This window comes from Hyphomicrobiales bacterium (assembly GCA_016125495.1).
GTDB lineage: Bacteria > Pseudomonadota > Alphaproteobacteria > Rhizobiales > RI-29 > RI-29.
The window spans coordinates 83,610-101,336 of record WGLQ01000002.1; the positions used below are offsets into that span (position 1 = coordinate 83,610).

The window sequence follows — 17,727 nt, forward strand, 5'->3', positions numbered from 1 at the left end:
TGTTCTGCCTCTCAGTTCTCCACTGCCTTGAGGACGGCAACGAAGACTGCGACCGGTAGCCGCCAGGCCTCCGGCGCATTGTAGTTGCCCGCCGTCACGACCACGACGAGGTCGAGCGACGGAACGACGGCAAGCCTCTGGCCACCATTGCCGAAGCCAGCGAACCAGCGCTTTCCATTGCGCAGCGCGCCGATCCACCAGCCGTAGCCGTAGGCCAGTCCCTCCGGCGTCAGGGCATGCAGGCCGGATGACCGCCGGAGCCAGTTCGCTGGGACAACCCTACGGCCGTTCCAGACGCCGCCCTCGAGAGCCATCTGGCCGATGCGCGCCAGGTCGGCAGGGCGCATTCGCAGGCCGGAAGCCGCAGCGGGCCGGCCGTCGGAGCCTCGTATCCATTCCACTTGCTCGATCCCGAGCGGAGCGAAGAGTCTCGATCGCGCGTAGCTTTCGAGATCGGTACCGGTACCCTCCTCAATGAGGCGGCCGATGAGAGCGGTGGCCCCGCCGGAATACGTCCAGGCTTCGCCCGGAGCCGCGACCTGCGGCCGCGAGAGCACATAACGGATGCGGTCGGGCGAGTTCTCCATGGCGATCTCGCTGTTGCGGGGATCGTCGTAGGGAAGGTTTTCATTCCAATCGAGACCGAGCGTCATGGACAGCGCGTGTTCGACGCGGATGGCCCGGCGGCCGGGAATTGCGGCGAGATCCTCCTGGCCCAGGAACTGGTCGTAGAGCGGGGCATCCAGCGGCGGAACTTTTCCCTCCGCAAGGGCGATGCCGTAGAGGAGGGATACGATGCTCTTGGAGACCGAGCGCACGTCGTGAAGTGTCGAGGCCTCGAAGGTGACGTGACCAAGCCGTTCGCCCCACCGATAGTCCTCACCCGAAAAGTAGCGTTCGTGGACGAGGCGTCCCTTGCGAACGACGACGACACCGTGGAGACCTGCCAGACCCTCGGCCGAAACCGCGGCCTCGATCCGTTCGCCGAGGTTGGCGGCAAGCCCCACCTCGCCCGGCTCTGCCCGAGCCCATCCGGCATCGTCGTCAGCCATTGCGAACGTTCCCATCGAAGGTTGAGAAAAAGCGATCGTCACCGCGGCGGCGAGCATGCAAACCACGAGCCTGATCGCGTTCGAGAGCGGTGGATAATTCTGCATCGGGTGTCTTCCCAAAGTGGCTCGTCGCGGCACACGCAAGCCGCCTCCGGAGGACGGGCGCGCCGACGTTGGTTGGCTCGAATGCGGCGGCCGACCGCCCCTCCCAGTTGCCGAAGGGCACGCGTCAGCGACCGCCTGCCCGGGCGATGCCCTCGCGGATGACGCGCTTGGCCACCTCGTGGTTGCCCCATTCGGCGACGCGCACCCACTTTTCCTTCTCGAGGTCCTTGTAGTGCTCGAAGAAGTGACCGATCTGCCGGCGGACCACGTCGGGCAGATCGGCGACGTCGTGGACACCGACGAAGCGCTGGGAAACGCGGGCGCTCGGCACGGCGATCACTTTTTCATCCTTGCCGGCCTCGTCCTCCATGAAGAGAACCCCGATCGGCCGGCAGTTGATGACGCATCCTGGCATGAGCGGCCGGTTGTTGGCGATCAGCACGTCGACGGGATCGCCGTCGTCGGAGATCGTGTGCGGAATGAAACCGTAGTTTCCGGGATAGCGCATCGCGGTGTGCAGGATGCGGTCGACGAACATCGTGCCGGAAGCCTTGTCCATCTCGTACTTGATCGGCTCGCCGCCGATCGAGACCTCGACCAGCACGTTGATGTCGTCGGGCGGATTGTCGCCGATGGGGATCGCTTCGATGCGCATGGGACCTCCTCGGGCAGTTGGGCGGCTGCGGCTTTGCACGGTGCTGCGGTGACCGTCGAGCAGCTCTGGCGCCGACTGTCCGTGCGATCAAGCCCGACCATAGGACTGTCGCGCGGCCTGCGGCGAGACGTAGCCCTCGGCGATGTCGTGGTCGAGGGCGGCCTGGTCGCGGGCGGCCGGTGGGCCGTAGCCGCCACCGCCGGGCATCGCCACGGTGACGACAGTGCCGGGCTTGAGGGTGCGGGTGAGCTTGGGGGCGATCTCGAGCGGTTCGTGGCGCCCGTCGGCCGAGCGGACCTCGGCGGAAAGCCGGCCGCTGGCCCCCGGCGAGCCACCGGCAAGGCCGGGCGCGGCATGGCGGGTGCGCTCGTAGAGGCCCGAGAAAAGGAACGATCGGTCGGTCAGGACCTCGAACGTCATTTCCTGGCCGAGGCCGCCCCGGTAGGTGCCAGGCCCGCCCGAATCACAGCGCAGTTCGCGGCTGTGAACCAGAAGGGGAGCGATCGTCTCCATCACCTCGACGGGAACGCCGGCGATGCCGGAGGGGTAAGCGGTGGCGGAAAGCCCGTCCCGATCGGCCATGGCGCCGACTCCGCCCGAGGAGAACCAGGTGTAGGAAAAATGCTTGCCGGTGCGCGGATCGAAACCGGCGACGTGGGTGTCCCAGAGGCCGTCGGCGCCGGGCGCGATGACGGTTTCGGGCAGCGAGCCCGCCAGCGCCCCCATCACGGCCGAAGGAAGGAAATGACCGACGAGATGGCGGCCGGCGACGGCGCTCGGATAGGCGGCGTTCAGGATGCCGCCCTCGGGGGCTTCGATCTCGATCGGGCGGAAGCTGCCCTCGTTGTTGGGCACATCCGGCGAGATGGCGCACTTGACGCCGTAGGTGGTGTAGGCGCGGGTGTAGTTGAGGCAGACGTTGATGCCCATGTGGGAGGGACCCGAGGAACCGGCGTAGTCGACGAGCAGGCGGTCGCCGGCGACGTGGATGCGAACCTTTATTGCGATGGGCTCCTCGAAGCCGTCAATGGTGAGCGCGTAGGAATAATCACCGTCCGGGAGCGCGCGGATCCGCTCGCGCATCGCAGCCTCGGTTCGCTCGACGATGCGATCGGACAATTCCTCGATGTCGGAAAGGCCGAACTCCTCGAGGAAGGAGACGAGCTGACGTGCGCCGACCTCGTTGCCGGTGATCTGGGAGTGGAGGTCGCCAAGTACCTCCTCGGGCGTGCGCACGTTGGCAGCGAGCATGGCAAAGAGAGTCTCATTCGGTCGGCCGGCCTCGGCGAGCTTCATAATCGGGATGAAAAGCCCCTCTTCGTGGATCGAGCGGCTGTCGGCCGAGAGGCCGCGCCCGCCGATGTCGAGGGCATGGCAGCAACTGGCGAAGAAGGCGACGACGCGGCCCTTGTAAAAGACCGGGGTCGCAACTGTAATATCGTTGAGCTGGCTTGCCGTTTTCCATGGGTCGTTCGTGACGAGGACGTCGCCGGGGGCGAGCGTGTCGACCGGATAGCGCGCGAGGAAGTGGATCATTCCGGTCGCCATGGAGTTTATGTGACCGGGCGTGCCGGTCACGGCCTGGGCGACCATGCGGCCGCGGCGGTCGAAGACGCCGGCCGAGAGGTCGCCCGCCTCGCGCACGATGGAGGTGAACGAGGAGCGGATGAGGGCGGCAGCCTGTTCGTTGACGGTCGAAATCAGGCGGTTCCAGAGAATGTCGAGGGTGACCTGGTCCATGGGTTCTACTCCCTTATCCGGCTCACGCGCGTGGCGCCCGGTCGATCTCGACCACGAGGTTGGCGAAGGCATCGACCGAGATCCGGGCGGGACCGTCGACGACGACGGTCGATTCCTTTTCCTCGATGATCGCGGGACCCGAGAACGATGTGCCGGGCGCCAGACGGTAGCGGTCGTAAACCGGTGTCGGACGGTGGCCCGCCTCGCCCTGCCGGTAGGCGAGGCGCTCGCCTTTGAGGGCTGCCCCGGCGCCGGTGGACGGGGCGGCGGCTGCCGCCAGCTTCGCAGCGAGGGGGGAGGCCGGAAGGGGGCCCGATGCGATGACACGCCAGGAGACGACGTCGATCTCGGCGTCCGGTACCGTATGGCCGTAGAGCGCGGCATAGGTCTGCTCGAAACGCTCGCGGATTGTGGCAACGCTTTGCGCGCTCAAGCGGCCATCGGGGATCGGAACGCGAATCTCGTAGCCCTGCTTACGATAGCGCATATCCGCAAAGCGGGCGAACGTCAGTTCGCTCTCTGGGACCGTGCGGCCGAGGACCTGGCGACCTTCGGCCTCCATCTCTTCGATGGCGGACATGGCAGCGGTCCAGTCGAGCGTCGCAAGCGGGGCCGGCTGGCTGCGCACGAAGTCGAAGGAGAGCGGAGCGGAAAGAAAACCGATGGCCGACATGACGCCCGCCCGCAGCGGGTAAACGATGCGCCCCAAACGCAGGATGCGCGCGACGCCGAAGGCGTGCACGGGACCGGCGCCGCCGAAGGCGAACATGGTGAAGCGGTCGATGTCGAGGCCGCGCTCGATGGCATGCATGCGGGCGGCCGAGGCCATGCTCTCGTTGGCGAGCTGGTGGATGCCGGCGGCGGCCTCCTCGACGCCGAGCCCCAAGGGGCGGGCGACGTGCGTTTCGATGGCGGCGCGGGCGCGCGCGACGTCGAGCGCCATCTCGCCGCCGAGGAAGAAATCGGGATCGAGGAAGCCGAGTACAAGATCGGCGTCGGTGACGGTCGGGCGGTCGCCGCCGAGACCGTAGCTGGCGGGGCCCGGCTTGGAGCCGGCGCTGCGCGGCCCGACCTGGAGGCGGCGCATGGCGTCGATGCCCGCGATTGAGCCTCCGCCGGTGCCGATCTCGATCATCTCGATCACGGGGACCTTGACCGGAAAGCCGCTGCCCTTCTTGAAGAGATACTGGCGGTCGACCTCGAAATCGGGCGCGATCAAGGGCTTGCCATCGACGATGAGGCAGGCCTTGGCGGTCGTGCCGCCCATGTCGAACGAGAGGATATCCGGGCGGTCGGTGGCGGCGGCAAAACTGGCGGCGGCGATCGCGCCGGCGGCGGGACCCGACTCGATGAGGCGGACCGGATAGCGTGCCGCGATGTCGACCTCGGACAGCCCACCGTTCGACTGCATCACGAAGAGCTTTCCGGCAACGGCCGTCTCATCCGTGAGGCGGCGGCGCAGTCGCGAAAGATAACGCTCCGCGATCCCCTTGACATAGACGTTGACCAGCGTTGTCGAGGTTCGTTCGTATTCGCGTATCTCGGGCACCAGATCGGACGAGCGGGTGATCGCGAGTGCCGGCATGCGGGCGCGCACGATTTCCTCGATGCGGCGTTCGTGGGTGTCGTTGGCGTAGGCGTGCAGGAGGCAAATGGCGAGCGCCTCGATGCCCTCCTCCACGAGCCGGTCGACGACGTGGTGGACGCTCGCCTCGTCGAGTGCGGTGTGGATGCGTCCGTCGGCAAGGGTTCGCTCGGTGACCTCGAAGCGCAGGCGGCGCGGGGCGAGCGGGGCGGGCCGGCGCATCTTCAGATCGTACATGTCGTAGCGGTGCTCGCGGCCGATCTCCACGGCGTCGCGAAAGCCGCGGGTGGTGACGAGGGCGGTCGGCGCGCCCTTGCGCTCGATGACGGCATTGGTAAAGAGCGTCGTGCCGTGCACGACCTGGTCGACCCGGGCGCCCGGGCAGTCGGCGGCGGCGAGCAGGTTGCGCACGCCCGTCATCACCGCCTCGTCCGGGGCGTCCGGCGTGGTCAGCACCTTGTCGATCAGCACACGCCCGCCGCGATCGTCGACGAGCACGAGATCGGTGAACGTGCCGCCGATATCAGCCCCGATCCTCACCGTCATGGTCTGTCCTTCCCACTGCTCGACCCGGCCGGCATCGGACGTTGACGCGGGCCGCAAGTCAAGCATTCTACCCGCATGCGCGCCATGCGTGCGGCCTTCGCCGCGAGAGCCCCAGGAAGGGAACACCATGCTCGAAAAGTTCGAACGCTATCGCCTGACCTTCGGGCCGACCGCCATCGAGCTGTTGTCGCGGCTCACCGCGCATCTCGGCGGGGCGGTCGAAATCTATGCCAAGCGGGACGACTGCAATTCGGGCCTCGCGTTCGGGGGAAACAAGCTGCGCAAGCTCGAATACATCGTGCCCGATGCGATCGCCAAGGGGGCGGACACGCTCGTGACGATCGGCGGTGTGCAGTCGAACCACACGCGGCAGGTGGCGGCGGTGGCGGCCAAGATCGGCATGAAGTGCCGGCTGGTTCAGGAGAGTTGGGTGCCGTTCGAGGATGCCGTCTACGACCGGGTTGGCAACATCCTGATGAGCCGAGTTATGGGGGCCGAGATCGAACTGGTCGACGAGGGCTTCGACATCGGCATCCGCGAGAGCTGGGAGCGGGCCATCGCGGACGTCGAGGCAAGAGGCGGCAAGCCCTATCCGATCCCGGCGGGGGCCTCGGTGCATCCGCTCGGCGGGCTCGGCTACGTCGGGTTCGCCGAGGAGGTGCGGGCGCAGGAGGCGGCGCAGGGTTTCGCGTTCGACTACATCGTCGTCTGTACGGTGACGGGTTCGACGCACGCCGGCATGCTGGTCGGCTTCGCCAAGGACGGGGGCGCCAACCGGGTCATCGGCATCGATGCCTCGGGCACGCTCGCGCAGACGCGGGCGCAGGTGATGGCGATCGCACAGGGCACGGCGGACCTCGTCGGGCTCGGCCGTGCGATCACGGACGACGACCTCGTCCTGATGGATGGATATTCCTATCCGGCCTACGGCGTGCCGTCGAAGGAAACCAACGAGGCGATCCGCATGGCGGCGCGGCTCGAAGGCATGATGACGGACCCGGTCTACGAGGGCAAGTCCATGCAGGGGTTGATCGACCTCGTGCGCAAGGGATATTTTCCCGCAGGCTCCAAGGTTCTCTACGCTCACCTCGGCGGCGTGCCCGCCATCAACGGCTACAGCTACGTATACCGCAACGGTTGAGGGCAAGAGGCAGGCGGGAGCGAAAACACGTCGGCTCCCGCCGCGAGGCGGGGATCGGCCTCAGACGGCGGGCTGCTGCTGCGTGATGCAATGGATGCCGCCACCGCCGATCGCGACGTCGACGATCGGGACCATGACGATCTCGCGATCCGGGCAGGCGGCGGAGAGGATTTCACGCGCCTGATCGTCCTCTCGGATGCCGTAGCTCGGGGCGATCACGGCGCCGTTGGCGAGATAGAAATTGACGTAGGAGCGGCAGAACCGGTCCTCGAGGTGACGCGGCAGGCGGAGGCTCTCGGCCTCGGTGATGCGGACCATCTCGATCGGGCGGCCGGCAGCGTCCGTCTTGCCTTCGAGGGCGCGGATGTTGGCCTTCATGATGGGGCCCCAGGGGTGGCCGGGGCCGGCAGGCGCCTCGATGACCACGCGCCCCGGGGCGACGAACTGGGCAATCCCGTCGACGTGGCCATCGGTCTCGCGCTCCTCGACGTTGCCGGGCAGCCAGATGATCTTCTCAGCGCCGAGCACGCGGGAGAGTTCGCCATCGATGCGCGCGCGGCTCCAGCCCGGGTTGCGGTTGGCGTTCGGAAAGCAGCTCTCGGTGGTCAGCAGTGTGCCTTCGCCGTCGACGGAAATGCCGCCGCCTTCCGCGATGAGGTCGGAGGAGACGAGGGGGCATCCGACGTACTCGGCCATCGCGGCGGCGATCCTGTCGTCGGCATCGAAGGGATGGTATTTCCGGCCCCAGGCATTGAAACGGAAATTCGCGGCGGCAAGGCGCTCGCCATCGGTGAGGAAGATCGCGCCACAGTCGCGGACCCAGCTGTCGTCCACCGGGAATTCCACGACCTCGACATCGCCGCCGAGGGCGCTTTTCGCCTCGGCAGCGAGGCGCGGCGGGGCGATCATGCGGACGGGCTCGAAGCGGGCGATGGCGTGCGCGACGGCGGCATAGCCGCGCTTGGTCTCGGCGAGGCGGTCGCCCCAGACCTCCTCGCGGCAGGGCCAGATCATCCAGGTGGCGGCGTGGGGGGCCCATTCGGCCGGCATGCGCAGCATGGGTTCTTCTCCTTTTCCTCGGCGAGGTCAGGCGGACGGGTGGCGGCGGCGACCGTCCATGGTGGCGAGCGGGGCATAAAGGTCCGGCCGGCGGTCGCGGAAAACGCCCCACTCGACGCGATAGCGGGCAATGTCCTCGAGATCGAAGGTGGCGAGGGCGACGCCCTCCTCGGCGCGATCCAGATCGGCGACGACGGCGCCGGTGTGGTCGGCGATGAAGGAGGTGCCGTAGAATGTGACCTCGGTGCGCCCTTCGCGCTCGGTGCCGACGCGATTGGAGGCAACGAGCGGCATGATGTTGGCGCCGGCGTGGCCCTGCATGACGCGGCGCCAGTGGCCGGAGGAATCGAGGGTCGGGTCGGTCGGCTCGCTGCCAATGGCGGTCGGAAAGAGGAGTATCTCGGCGCCTAGGAGGGCGAGGCTGCGGGCCGTTTCGGGAAACCACTGGTCCCAGCAGATGCCGATGCCGAGCGTGCCGAAGCGGGTGTGGGCGACGCCAAAGCCCGTGTCGCCGGGGCTGAAGTAGTATTTTTCCTCATAGCCCGGATTATGGGGGATATGGCTCTTGCGGTAGTGGGAGACGATGCTGCCGTCGGCGTCGATGACGACGAGCGAGTTGAAGCGCGTGTTGCCGGCGGCTTCGAAGAACGAGAGCGGAAGGACGACGCCCAGTTCGCGAGCGAGAGAGGAAAACCGTTCGACCAGTGGGTTGCCGCCCAGCGGCCGGGCGAGGGCGAAGTGACGTGCATGCTCCTCGATGCAGAAGTATGGCGTCTCGAACAATTCCTGGAGCAGAACGATGCCAGCGCCCCGCCGCGCGGCCTCGCGCACATGGGCCTCCGCCCTGGCGAGATTGTCCTCGATGTCCCAGCTGCAAGCCATCTGGGTTGCCGCGACGGTTACCGTGCGCATGGGGTCCTACCTCGTTCCGCCCGGACCGATGCCGGGCTCAGCGCAATGCTTGCGACAGGGCGGCGACGGATTCAAGCCCGCGCGCGATCACTGCCGGCGGGCCGGCCGATGAAGTGGTCCGCGAACTCGTCGCGCAGGTCCTTCTTGGTCACCTTGCCCATGGCATTGCGCGGGAGGGCGGGTCGGATCACGACGTGCTTGGGCTGCTTGAAGCGGGCGAGGCGACCGGAGATCCCGGCCATCACGGCCTGCGGTGTCACCGCGGCGCCCGCCTTCGGCACGACGACAGCGACCACGGCCTCGCCGAAATCGGGATGCGGCACTCCGACGACGGCGCTCTCGGCAACGCCTTCGATGTCGTCGATCGCTGCTTCGACCTCCTTGGGATAGACGTTGAAGCCGCCCGATATGATCAGGTCCTTGGCGCGCCCGACGATCGAAAGGTAACCATCGCCATCGACGACGCCGACATCGCCGGTGATGAAATAGCCGTCGGGGCGGAATTCCTCAGCGGTCTTTTCAGGATTGCGCCAGTATCCGGCAAAGACGTTGGGCCCCGCGACCTCGATCACGCCGACGGCGCCGGGGGCGAGGACTTCGCCGGTCTGCGGGTCCGCGATGCGGATGGAAACACCGGGAAGGGGAAAGCCAACGCTGCCCGGCCGGCGTTCACCATCGTACGGGTTGGAGGCGTTCATGCTGGTTTCGGTCATGCCGTAGCGTTCGAGGATGCGATGCCCGGTGCGTGCCTCGAAGCGTGCGTGGGTCTCGGCGAGGAGAGGCGCGCTGCCGGAAACGAAGAGCCGCATGTGGGCGACCAGTTCGCGGGTAAATCGCGGCTCGTCGAGGAGGCGTGTGTAGAACGTCGGCACGCCCATCATGGCCGTCGAGGTGGGGAGCGCCCCGAGAACGCAGTCGATGTCGAAGGAATGGAGAAAATTCAAGGCGCCGCCTGCGAGCAAGGTCACGTTCGTTGCAACGAAGAGGCCGTGGGTGTGGAAGATCGGCAGGGCGTGGAGGAGAACGTCGTTGGCGGTGAAGCGCCAATGCTGCTGCAGGGTACGGCTGTTGGAAAGGAGGTTGTCGTGGGTCAGCATCGCGCCCTTGGAGCGGCCGGTCGTTCCGGACGTATAAAGGAGGGCGGCGATATCGCCCGGGGCCCGAGGCTTCGTCTCGAACGTCGTGGGGGCGGCGAGGCCGGCATCGGCGAGCGTGCCGGCGCTCTCTGCCTCGCTCCGCCAGACGCCCAGGGTCTCGAGGCGGATGCCGCGGGAGGCGGCGAGGGGCGCCATGCGTTCATGGTGAGCAGGATCGCATACGAAGACGGCCGGCTCCGCGTCGGAAAGGAAATAGTCGATCTCGGCCGGCGTATAGGCGTTGTTGAGTGGCAGGAAGACGGCGCCGGCGCGTACGGCGCCGAGGTAGAGCATGAGCGCTTCGATCGACTTCGGCGCCTGGACCGCCACCCGGTCTCCGGGTTGAACGCCACGTTCGACCAATACGTTGGCGAAACGGGCCGAGACGTCGAGGACGTCCTGGTAGGAGTAGTGCCGGCCATCGGGCAGGCGTGCGAAGAGGCGGTCCGACTGGAAACCTCGGGTCAGACCATCGAAGAGGACATTGCCCGCCATCGCTGCAGGAACTCCATGTATTCGGGTTGCGGACGAGCTGCCCGGCGGGACTCGTCAGGTGGTCGGGGCGAGGTTCATGACCTCGCGGTAGAAGGCGAGTTCGGCTTGGAGCGCAGCGACGATGGTCTCGCGGCGCCGGAAGCCATGGCCCTCGCCGGGAAAGAGATGGAAATCGGCGCGCACGCCCCGGGAGCGCAGGGCGCCGACCATCGCCTGGCTCTGCTCGGGCGGAACCACGTTATCTTCCGCGCCCTGCAGGAGCAACACGGGCGAGCGGATGCGATCGACCCGATGCAGCGGTGAGCGCTCGTCGAATACCGGGTCGGCATCGTTCTTGGCTCCGAGCAGGCGGTAGAGGTATCCGGCTTCGAACTTGTGGGTGGTCGCCTGGAGGCGGGCGAGATCGGCGATGCCGTAGCAACTGACGCCGGCGGCGAAAAGGTCGCTGGCGGCGAGCGTGGCAAGGACAGTGTATCCGCCCGCGCTGCCGCCGTAGAGCGCAATCCGTGCGGGATCGGCGAGTCCGGCGGTGGCGAGGTGGCGGGCCGCGGCGATCGTGTCGGCGACGTCGCGGATGCCCCACGCGCCGTCGAGGCGGCGGCGGTAGTCGCGCCCGAAGCCGGTCGTGCCGGAATAGGCGAGGTCGAGGAGAAGAAAGCCGCGGCTCGTCCAGAACTGGACTCGCGGCTTGAAGCCGCGATCGAGGCTGCCGGTCGGCCCGCCATGCAGCGTGATGATGGCCGGCGGAAGTGGATTGCCGCGGGGGGCGCGGTGGGTGTCGCTCGCGGGCCGATAGAGCACGCCGTGCAATGGTTCGCCGCTATCGTCGTGGAATTCGATGGAGCGGCCGACCGAGATGCCGTCGCCGAGGGCCTCGAGATCGCTCCTTGCGGGCCAGACGCGGTGCGGTCGCACATTCGGCCGGATGACGGTGATGGCGGGGGTGTCCCTGTCACTCGCCGCGATCACGGCGATGTCGCCGCCCGGAAGCGCAACGAGGCTCGAAAAGCCGGCAAGGTCGCCGGCGATGCGGCGCGGCGGGGTGGCCGGGCCGGCGCGCACGAGGTGTTCGCGTCCCTCGTGGGAGGCGGTCACGAAGGCGACCCGTTCATCGCCGCCCGTCAGGCAGTAGCTGCGCGCGCCGAGGCCCCAGAGTGGTTGGAAGAGGTCGCCCGGACCGGTGTCCAGGGGCGGCAAGTGGCCATCACGCCAACGCATCAGGCGACCCGATCCCGGTCCGTCGGTGATGTAATGGAGGGTTCCATCGGGCGACCAATCCGGTTCCGTGACCGCTTCGCCTGCGCCGCCCGCGATTTGACTCGGGGGCTCAAGCCGACCATCGCCCGCGACCTCTGCGAGCGAGAGGCGGGCGGCGTCCCAGGGCATGTCCGGGAGCGACCAGGACAGCCAGGCGAGGCGGCCTCCATCGGGACTGAGGCGGGGAAAGGCGAAAAAATCGGTGTCGGCGACCAGCACGACGAGGTCGGCGACCGTCGCGGGCGTTTCGCCCTGGTCGGTGGCGAGTCCGAGCAGGTGAGTGGGGTGCCGGCGGTGCGGCGCCAGTGGAACAGCGACGATGGCGGCAGTCGGGTGCTCGTGCGGCGAGTTGCCATCGGGGGGCGCGTCGGGTGATGCGGAGCCGGCCCCATTCGCGGCGGGCGAAGCGACTTCAGCCACCGCGATCAAGCGGTTACGCTGGCGGTCGAGGCAAAGGTCGGCAAAGCGCCAACCGGGCGCATCCGTGATACGAACGACGGTGCCAGCGGCGGTGCGGTGGTGGATGTCCTGATTGGCATCCTCGATGAAATAGAAGCCGCCGGCGCCGTCGCACAGGAAGGCCACGCCGCCGTACTCGTGGACGCGCGTGCGTGCGCTGTGTTCGACCGCAAGCACCTCTTCGGGCGGGCACGAGCCATCGAGCGGGGCGCGCATGACGGTGCCGCGACCGCCTTGCGAGGGGCGCGCCTCCGTCCAGTAAAGGTGCGCCCCATCGCAATCGAGCGAGCCGAAGCGGATCGACTGGGTGGCGACGTGGTCGGGCGTGATTGGAGACGGCCAGAGGCCATGGGGGAGCGGGAGCCGGGTCATGGCGACAAGGTGCCGAGGTGGGCGGCCGCGTCAAGTGTCGCGACGATGAACGGCAACGGGCACGCGAGCCCGGCAGCATTGTTGCGACATGGGGGGCGCCGCGATTTCGATTGTTGCAAACGTTCGCCGATTATGGCAACTTCCCGTAGATAGGTCAGCCATGCTGTCCTAATATATGATCGGCGCACTCGCGCAATCCATTGCAGCGGAACGGCTTTCGACCACCGGCGACGGTGCGGGTAGGGCCGCTTCGGTGCGCGAATGTTCCTTTGCTCGACCGTGCCGCTCGAGGCGTACCGCGAGCACGGCGATGGAACGCCGGTCCATGATGTTCTGGTGGGGCCCCGCCGAGAAGGCGCGGCCGGCACTGCGAAGGGCAAGGAGAGGGATCATGTCGCAACCCACGATCAGGGGCAGCATCCGGCAGCCGCGGACGATTGGGTCGCGCGCTCGCAAACCGGTTGCCCCGACGGCGGGCCTCTATGATCCCTCGCTCGAGCACGACGCCTGTGGTGTCGGCTTCGTTGCCGACCTCAAGGGGCGAAAGAGCCACGAGATCGTCACGGACGGGCTGAGGATCCTGGAGAACCTCACCCACCGCGGCGCGGTCGGGGCCGACCCGTTGGCTGGCGATGGGGCCGGCATGCTCGTCCAGTTGCCGGATGAGTTCCTCAGGCGGGAGTGCGCGGGCCTCGGCATCGCGTTGCCCGAGGCGGGCGATTATGGTGCCGGGTTCTTCTTCATGCCGCAGGACGACGCGATCCGCGCGCAATGCGAGGAGCTGGTCGCCGAGGTGACGGCGAGCGAAGGGCTGGAATTGCTCGGCTGGCGCGAGGTGCCGACCGACAACTCGTGCCTCTCGGACGGCGTCATCGCGACCGAGCCACGCCACGCCCAGGTGTTCATCGGCAGGGGGCCGGGCGCCAAGGGCCTTTCGGGCGACGATTTCGAGCGCCGGCTCTACGTGCTGCGCAAGGTCATCTCGAACCGCATCTACGCGCAGACCGAGGGACGCGACAACGGTTTCTACACCGTTTCGCTCTCCAGCCGGACGATGGTCTACAAGGGCATGTTCCTCGCCGACCAGCTCGGGGCGTACTACAGCGACCTGCACGATCCGGAATTCGCCTCCGCCCTCGCGTTGGTCCATCAGCGCTTCTCGACCAATACATTCCCATCCTGGAAGCTGGCGCATCCCTACCGCATGGTCGCCCACAACGGGGAGATCAACACGCTGAGGGGGAACGTGAACTGGATGGCCGCGCGCCAGGCCAGCGTCTCGTCCCCGCTCTTTGGCCCAGATATCGGAAAGCTCTGGCCGATCTCCTATGAAGGCCAGTCGGATACGGCGTGTTTCGACAACGCTCTCGAGTTCCTCTACATGGGGGGCTACGAGCTGGCGCACGCCGCCATGATGCTGATTCCGGAAGCATGGGCGGGAAATCCGCTCATGGACGAGGACCGCAAGGCCTTCTACGAATACCACGCCGCGCTCATGGAGCCGTGGGACGGACCGGCGGCGGTCGCCTTCACCGATGGCCGCCAGATCGGCGCCACGCTCGACCGTAACGGCCTGAGGCCCGCCCGCTACTACGAAACGAACGACGGCCGTGTGGTGATGGCTTCGGAAGCTGGGGTGCTGCCGGTTGCGGAAGAGAAAATAACCCGCAAGTGGCGCCTGCAACCGGGCAAGATGCTGCTGATCGACCTCGAAGAAGGGCGGATCATCGACGATGATGAGCTGAAGTCGCGGATCGCGCGCAAGAATCCTTATCGCGAGTGGTTGGCGGGCAGCCAGATCCTGGTCGCCGATCTACCGGAGGGACGGGCGCGGCACAAGCGGTCGGGCGCGGCGTTGCTCGATCTCCAGCAAGCCTTCGGCTACACCCAGGAAAGCCTCAAGATGCTGATGGCGCCGATGGTGCTGACCGGTCAGGAGGCAGTCGGCTCCATGGGGACGGACACGCCGATTTCCGCTCTCTCCGATCACGCGAAACTGCTGCACACCTACTTCAAGCAGAATTTCGCGCAGGTGACGAACCCGCCGATCGATCCGATCCGCGAGGAACTGGTGATGTCGCTGGTCTCCTTCATCGGACCGCGTCCGAACATCCTCGACGTGACGAGTACGTCGCGGCTGAAGCGGTTGGAAGTCGCACAGCCGATCCTGACGAACGACCAGCTCGAGCGCGTGCGCCGCATCGCGGACGTCGCCGACAACCGGTTCCGCACGATCACGATCGACATCACCTATCCCGCGACCAATGGCGTCAACGGCATGAAGCCGGCGCTGGCGAGCATCTGCAAGCAGGCGGAGGTGGCTGTCGGCATCGAGGACGGCGACCAGTTCAACATCATCATCATCTCCGACCGCATGGTGGGGCCGGACCGCATTCCGATTCCCTCCCTGCTGGCTACATCGGCGGTGCACCACCACCTCATCCGCTGCGGGCTGCGGACCTCGGTCGGTCTCGTCGTCGAGACCGGGGAGGCGCACGAGGTGCACCAGTTCTGCACGCTCGCAGGATACGGCGCCGAGGCGATCAATCCCTATCTCGCGTTCGAGACGATCGAGAAGCTGGTCGGCGACCTCGACCAACCCATTCCGGCCGAGGAGGCACAGAAGCGCTACATCAAGGCGATCGACAAGGGTATTCTAAAGGTCATGTCCAAAATGGGCATTTCGACCTACCAGTCGTATTGTGGAGCGCAAATCTTCGATGCCGTCGGGCTGAAGCGGGCGTTCGTCGATCGCTATTTCACGGGCACGCACACCCAGGTCGAGGGCGTTGGTCTGGCCGAGATCGCGCGGGAGACAGTGGAGCGGCACGGTCTGGCGTTCGGCGCGTCTCCGGTGCTGGCCGGCGCGCTCGAGGTCGGGGGAGAATATGCCTTCCGCATTCGCGGCGAACGGCATTCCTGGACGCCGCAGACGGTCGCGGACCTGCAGCATGCGGTACGCGGAAAATTGCCGGAGAAATACCGCGACTTCGCGCGTGCGGTGAACGAGCAGGGCGAACGGCTGATGACGATGCGCGGGCTCTTCCGCATCAGGTCCGCCGAGGAGGCTGCACGCGCACCGGTACCGCTGGAGGAAGTCGAGCCGGCGGAAGAGATCGTCAAGCGGTTTTCCACCGGAGCAATGAGCTTCGGGTCGATCAGCCGCGAGGCGCACACGACGCTCGCCATCGCGATGAACCGGATCGGCGGCAAATCGAATACGGGGGAAGGCGGCGAGGAGGCGGACCGGTACGTGCCGCTCGCCAACGGCGACAGCATGCGCTCGGCGATCAAGCAGGTGGCGTCCGGCCGCTTCGGAGTGACGGCGGAATATCTCGTCAACGCCGACATGATCCAGATCAAGATGGCGCAGGGAGCAAAACCCGGCGAGGGCGGTCAATTGCCTGGCCACAAGGTCGACCCGACGATCGCAAAGGTGCGCCATTCGACGCCGGGCGTCGGGCTGATCTCGCCGCCGCCGCATCACGACATCTATTCCATCGAGGACCTCGCGCAGCTCATCTTCGACCTCAAGAACACCAATCCGAGGGCGGATATTTCCGTCAAGCTGGTTTCGGAAGTGGGCGTCGGTACGGTCGCGGCGGGCGTCGCCAAGGCCAAGGCCGATCACGTCACCATCTCTGGCTTCGAGGGAGGCACGGGGGCGAGCCCGCTCACGTCCATCAAGCACGCCGGCAGTCCCTGGGAGATCGGTCTCGCAGAGACGCAGCAGACGCTCGTGCTCAACCGCCTCAGGGGGCGCATCCGCGTGCAGGTCGACGGCGGCGTGCGTACCGGGCGCGACGTCATCGTCGGTGCGCTGCTCGGGGCGGACGAATTCGGCTTTGCAACCGCGCCGCTCATCGCGGCCGGCTGTATCATGATGCGCAAGTGCCATCTCAACACCTGTCCGGTCGGCGTCGCAACGCAGGACCCCTTGCTCCGCAAGCGCTTCTCCGGACAGCCGGAGCACGTCATCAACTATTTCTTCTTCGTCGCCGAGGAGGTGCGCGAAATTCTCGCCTCGCTCGGCATGCGCTCGCTCGAGGAAGCGATCGGGCGAACCGAGTTGCTCGACAAGGAGCGTGCCGTCGGACACTGGAAGGCCAAGGGGCTCGACTTTTCACGTCTCTTCCACAAGCCGGAGGTTGGCGACGACGTCGCCGTCAGGTGTGTCGAACGGCAAGTTCACGCCATCGATGATGTGCTCGACCGGCAAGTGATCGAGAAAGCGCAGGCGGCGCTCGAGCGACGTCAGCCAGTGCGCATGGACCTTGCCATCCGGAACACGAACCGGACATTCGGGGCGATGCTTTCGGGCGAGGTCGCACGCCGCTACGGCCATGCCGGCCTCGCGGACGATACCATCCACATTTCGCTTACCGGAACGGCCGGTCAGAGCTTCGGGGCGTGGGCGGCCAAGGGTGTGACGCTCGAACTCGAAGGCGAGGCCAACGACTATGTCGGCAAGGGCCTTTCGGGTGGACGGATCGTGGTCAGGCCACCCAAGGGATCGAAAATCGACGCCGCCAGGAGCATCATCGTCGGAAACACGGTGCTCTATGGTGCGATCAGCGGGGAGTGCTACTTCCTCGGTGTGGCCGGCGAGAGGTTCGCGGTGCGGAACTCGGGAGCGGTCGCGGTGGTCGAGGGAACGGGCGATCACGGCTGCGAGTACATGACGGGTGGCTGCGTCGTGGTGCTCGGCCAGACGGGGCGGAATTTCGCTGCCGGGATGTCCGGCGGCATCGCTTATGTCTATGATGAAAAAAATGATTTCGCTGTCCGCTGCAACCAGTCGATGGTCGATCTGCAACCGGTCGAAGCCGAACTCGAGGGGCGCCGTCTGGCAGGGCCGCAGGCCGGAGAGCTGGATACGCACGGGCTGGTCGATGTGATGCGTGACATGAGCAACCGGGACGAGGAGCGGCTTTTCGTTCTCATCCGCAACCATGCCCGCTACACGGGCTCGCGGCGCGCGAAGGAAATCCTCGAGAACTGGGACGTGGAGCGCGGAAAATTCGTCAAGGTCATGCCGGTAGAGTACCGCCGGGCACTCGCCGAGCTGGCACGGGCGCAGGAGGCCGACACGACGGGTCTCGACGTCCTCGAGATCGGCGTCACGGAGCAGGCCCGCAAACCGGCCGCGGAGTAGGTCGCCCGGGGAGGGATTCGAGCGCCGGACGGGGGCCACGAGTTCTCGGTCGGACCAC

General features: G+C 66.8%; 10 protein-coding genes. 2 read left to right on the top strand and 8 right to left on the bottom strand.

Translation table 11 applies throughout. The annotated features are described in order from the left end of the window. Positions 1 to 11 precede the first annotated feature (11 nt). The 4 genes from GC150_00935 to GC150_00950 form a co-directional block, all read right to left on the bottom strand. Complete coding sequence (locus tag GC150_00935) at positions 12 to 1,052, bottom strand: serine hydrolase (GenBank protein ID MBI1383464.1); 1,041 nt, start codon at positions 1,050 to 1,052, stop codon at positions 12 to 14. A 229-nt stretch (positions 1,053 to 1,281) separates the two neighbouring features. Next, positions 1,282 to 1,812 (bottom strand): inorganic diphosphatase, encoded by a 531-nt coding sequence (locus GC150_00940; GenBank protein ID MBI1383465.1) that lies wholly within the window; start codon positions 1,810 to 1,812, stop codon positions 1,282 to 1,284. Between the two features lie 87 nt (positions 1,813 to 1,899). Beyond that, entirely contained in the window at positions 1,900 to 3,624 is a 1,725-nt protein-coding gene (locus GC150_00945; protein ID MBI1383466.1) for a hydantoinase B/oxoprolinase family protein, read from the bottom strand. Continuing rightward, positions 3,575 to 5,683: a hydantoinase/oxoprolinase family protein gene (locus tag GC150_00950; GenBank protein MBI1383467.1), complete on the bottom strand. Its 2,109-nt coding sequence runs from the start codon at positions 5,681 to 5,683 to the stop codon at positions 3,575 to 3,577. The genes GC150_00945 and GC150_00950 overlap by 50 nt, the downstream gene beginning before the upstream one ends. A gap of 127 nt (positions 5,684 to 5,810) precedes the next feature. Between GC150_00950 and GC150_00955 the strand changes: the two genes are divergently transcribed. Beyond that, complete coding sequence (locus GC150_00955) at positions 5,811 to 6,824, top strand: 1-aminocyclopropane-1-carboxylate deaminase (GenBank protein ID MBI1383468.1); 1,014 nt, start codon at positions 5,811 to 5,813, stop codon at positions 6,822 to 6,824. A gap of 60 nt (positions 6,825 to 6,884) precedes the next feature. Here GC150_00955 and GC150_00960 read toward each other — a convergent pair whose 3' ends face one another. The 4 genes from GC150_00960 to GC150_00975 form a co-directional block, all read right to left on the bottom strand. Then, positions 6,885 to 7,874, bottom strand: coding sequence for an agmatine deiminase family protein (locus GC150_00960; protein ID MBI1383469.1), 990 nt, complete (start codon positions 7,872 to 7,874; stop codon positions 6,885 to 6,887). Positions 7,875 to 7,910: 36 nt separating this feature from the next. Then, positions 7,911 to 8,795: an N-carbamoylputrescine amidase gene (aguB, locus tag GC150_00965; protein ID MBI1383470.1), complete on the bottom strand. Its 885-nt coding sequence runs from the start codon at positions 8,793 to 8,795 to the stop codon at positions 7,911 to 7,913. 71 nt (positions 8,796 to 8,866) lie between these two features. Continuing rightward, entirely contained in the window at positions 8,867 to 10,426 is a 1,560-nt protein-coding gene (locus GC150_00970; GenBank protein MBI1383471.1) for an AMP-binding protein, read from the bottom strand. Between the two features lie 54 nt (positions 10,427 to 10,480). Further along, positions 10,481 to 12,514: a prolyl oligopeptidase family serine peptidase gene (locus GC150_00975; protein ID MBI1383472.1), complete on the bottom strand. Its 2,034-nt coding sequence runs from the start codon at positions 12,512 to 12,514 to the stop codon at positions 10,481 to 10,483. Positions 12,515 to 12,905: 391 nt separating this feature from the next. Between GC150_00975 and gltB the strand changes: the two genes are divergently transcribed. Next, positions 12,906 to 17,669, top strand: a complete 4,764-nt coding sequence (gene gltB / locus GC150_00980; GenBank protein MBI1383473.1) for a glutamate synthase large subunit — start codon at positions 12,906 to 12,908, stop codon at positions 17,667 to 17,669. Positions 17,670 to 17,727 lie beyond the last annotated feature (58 nt).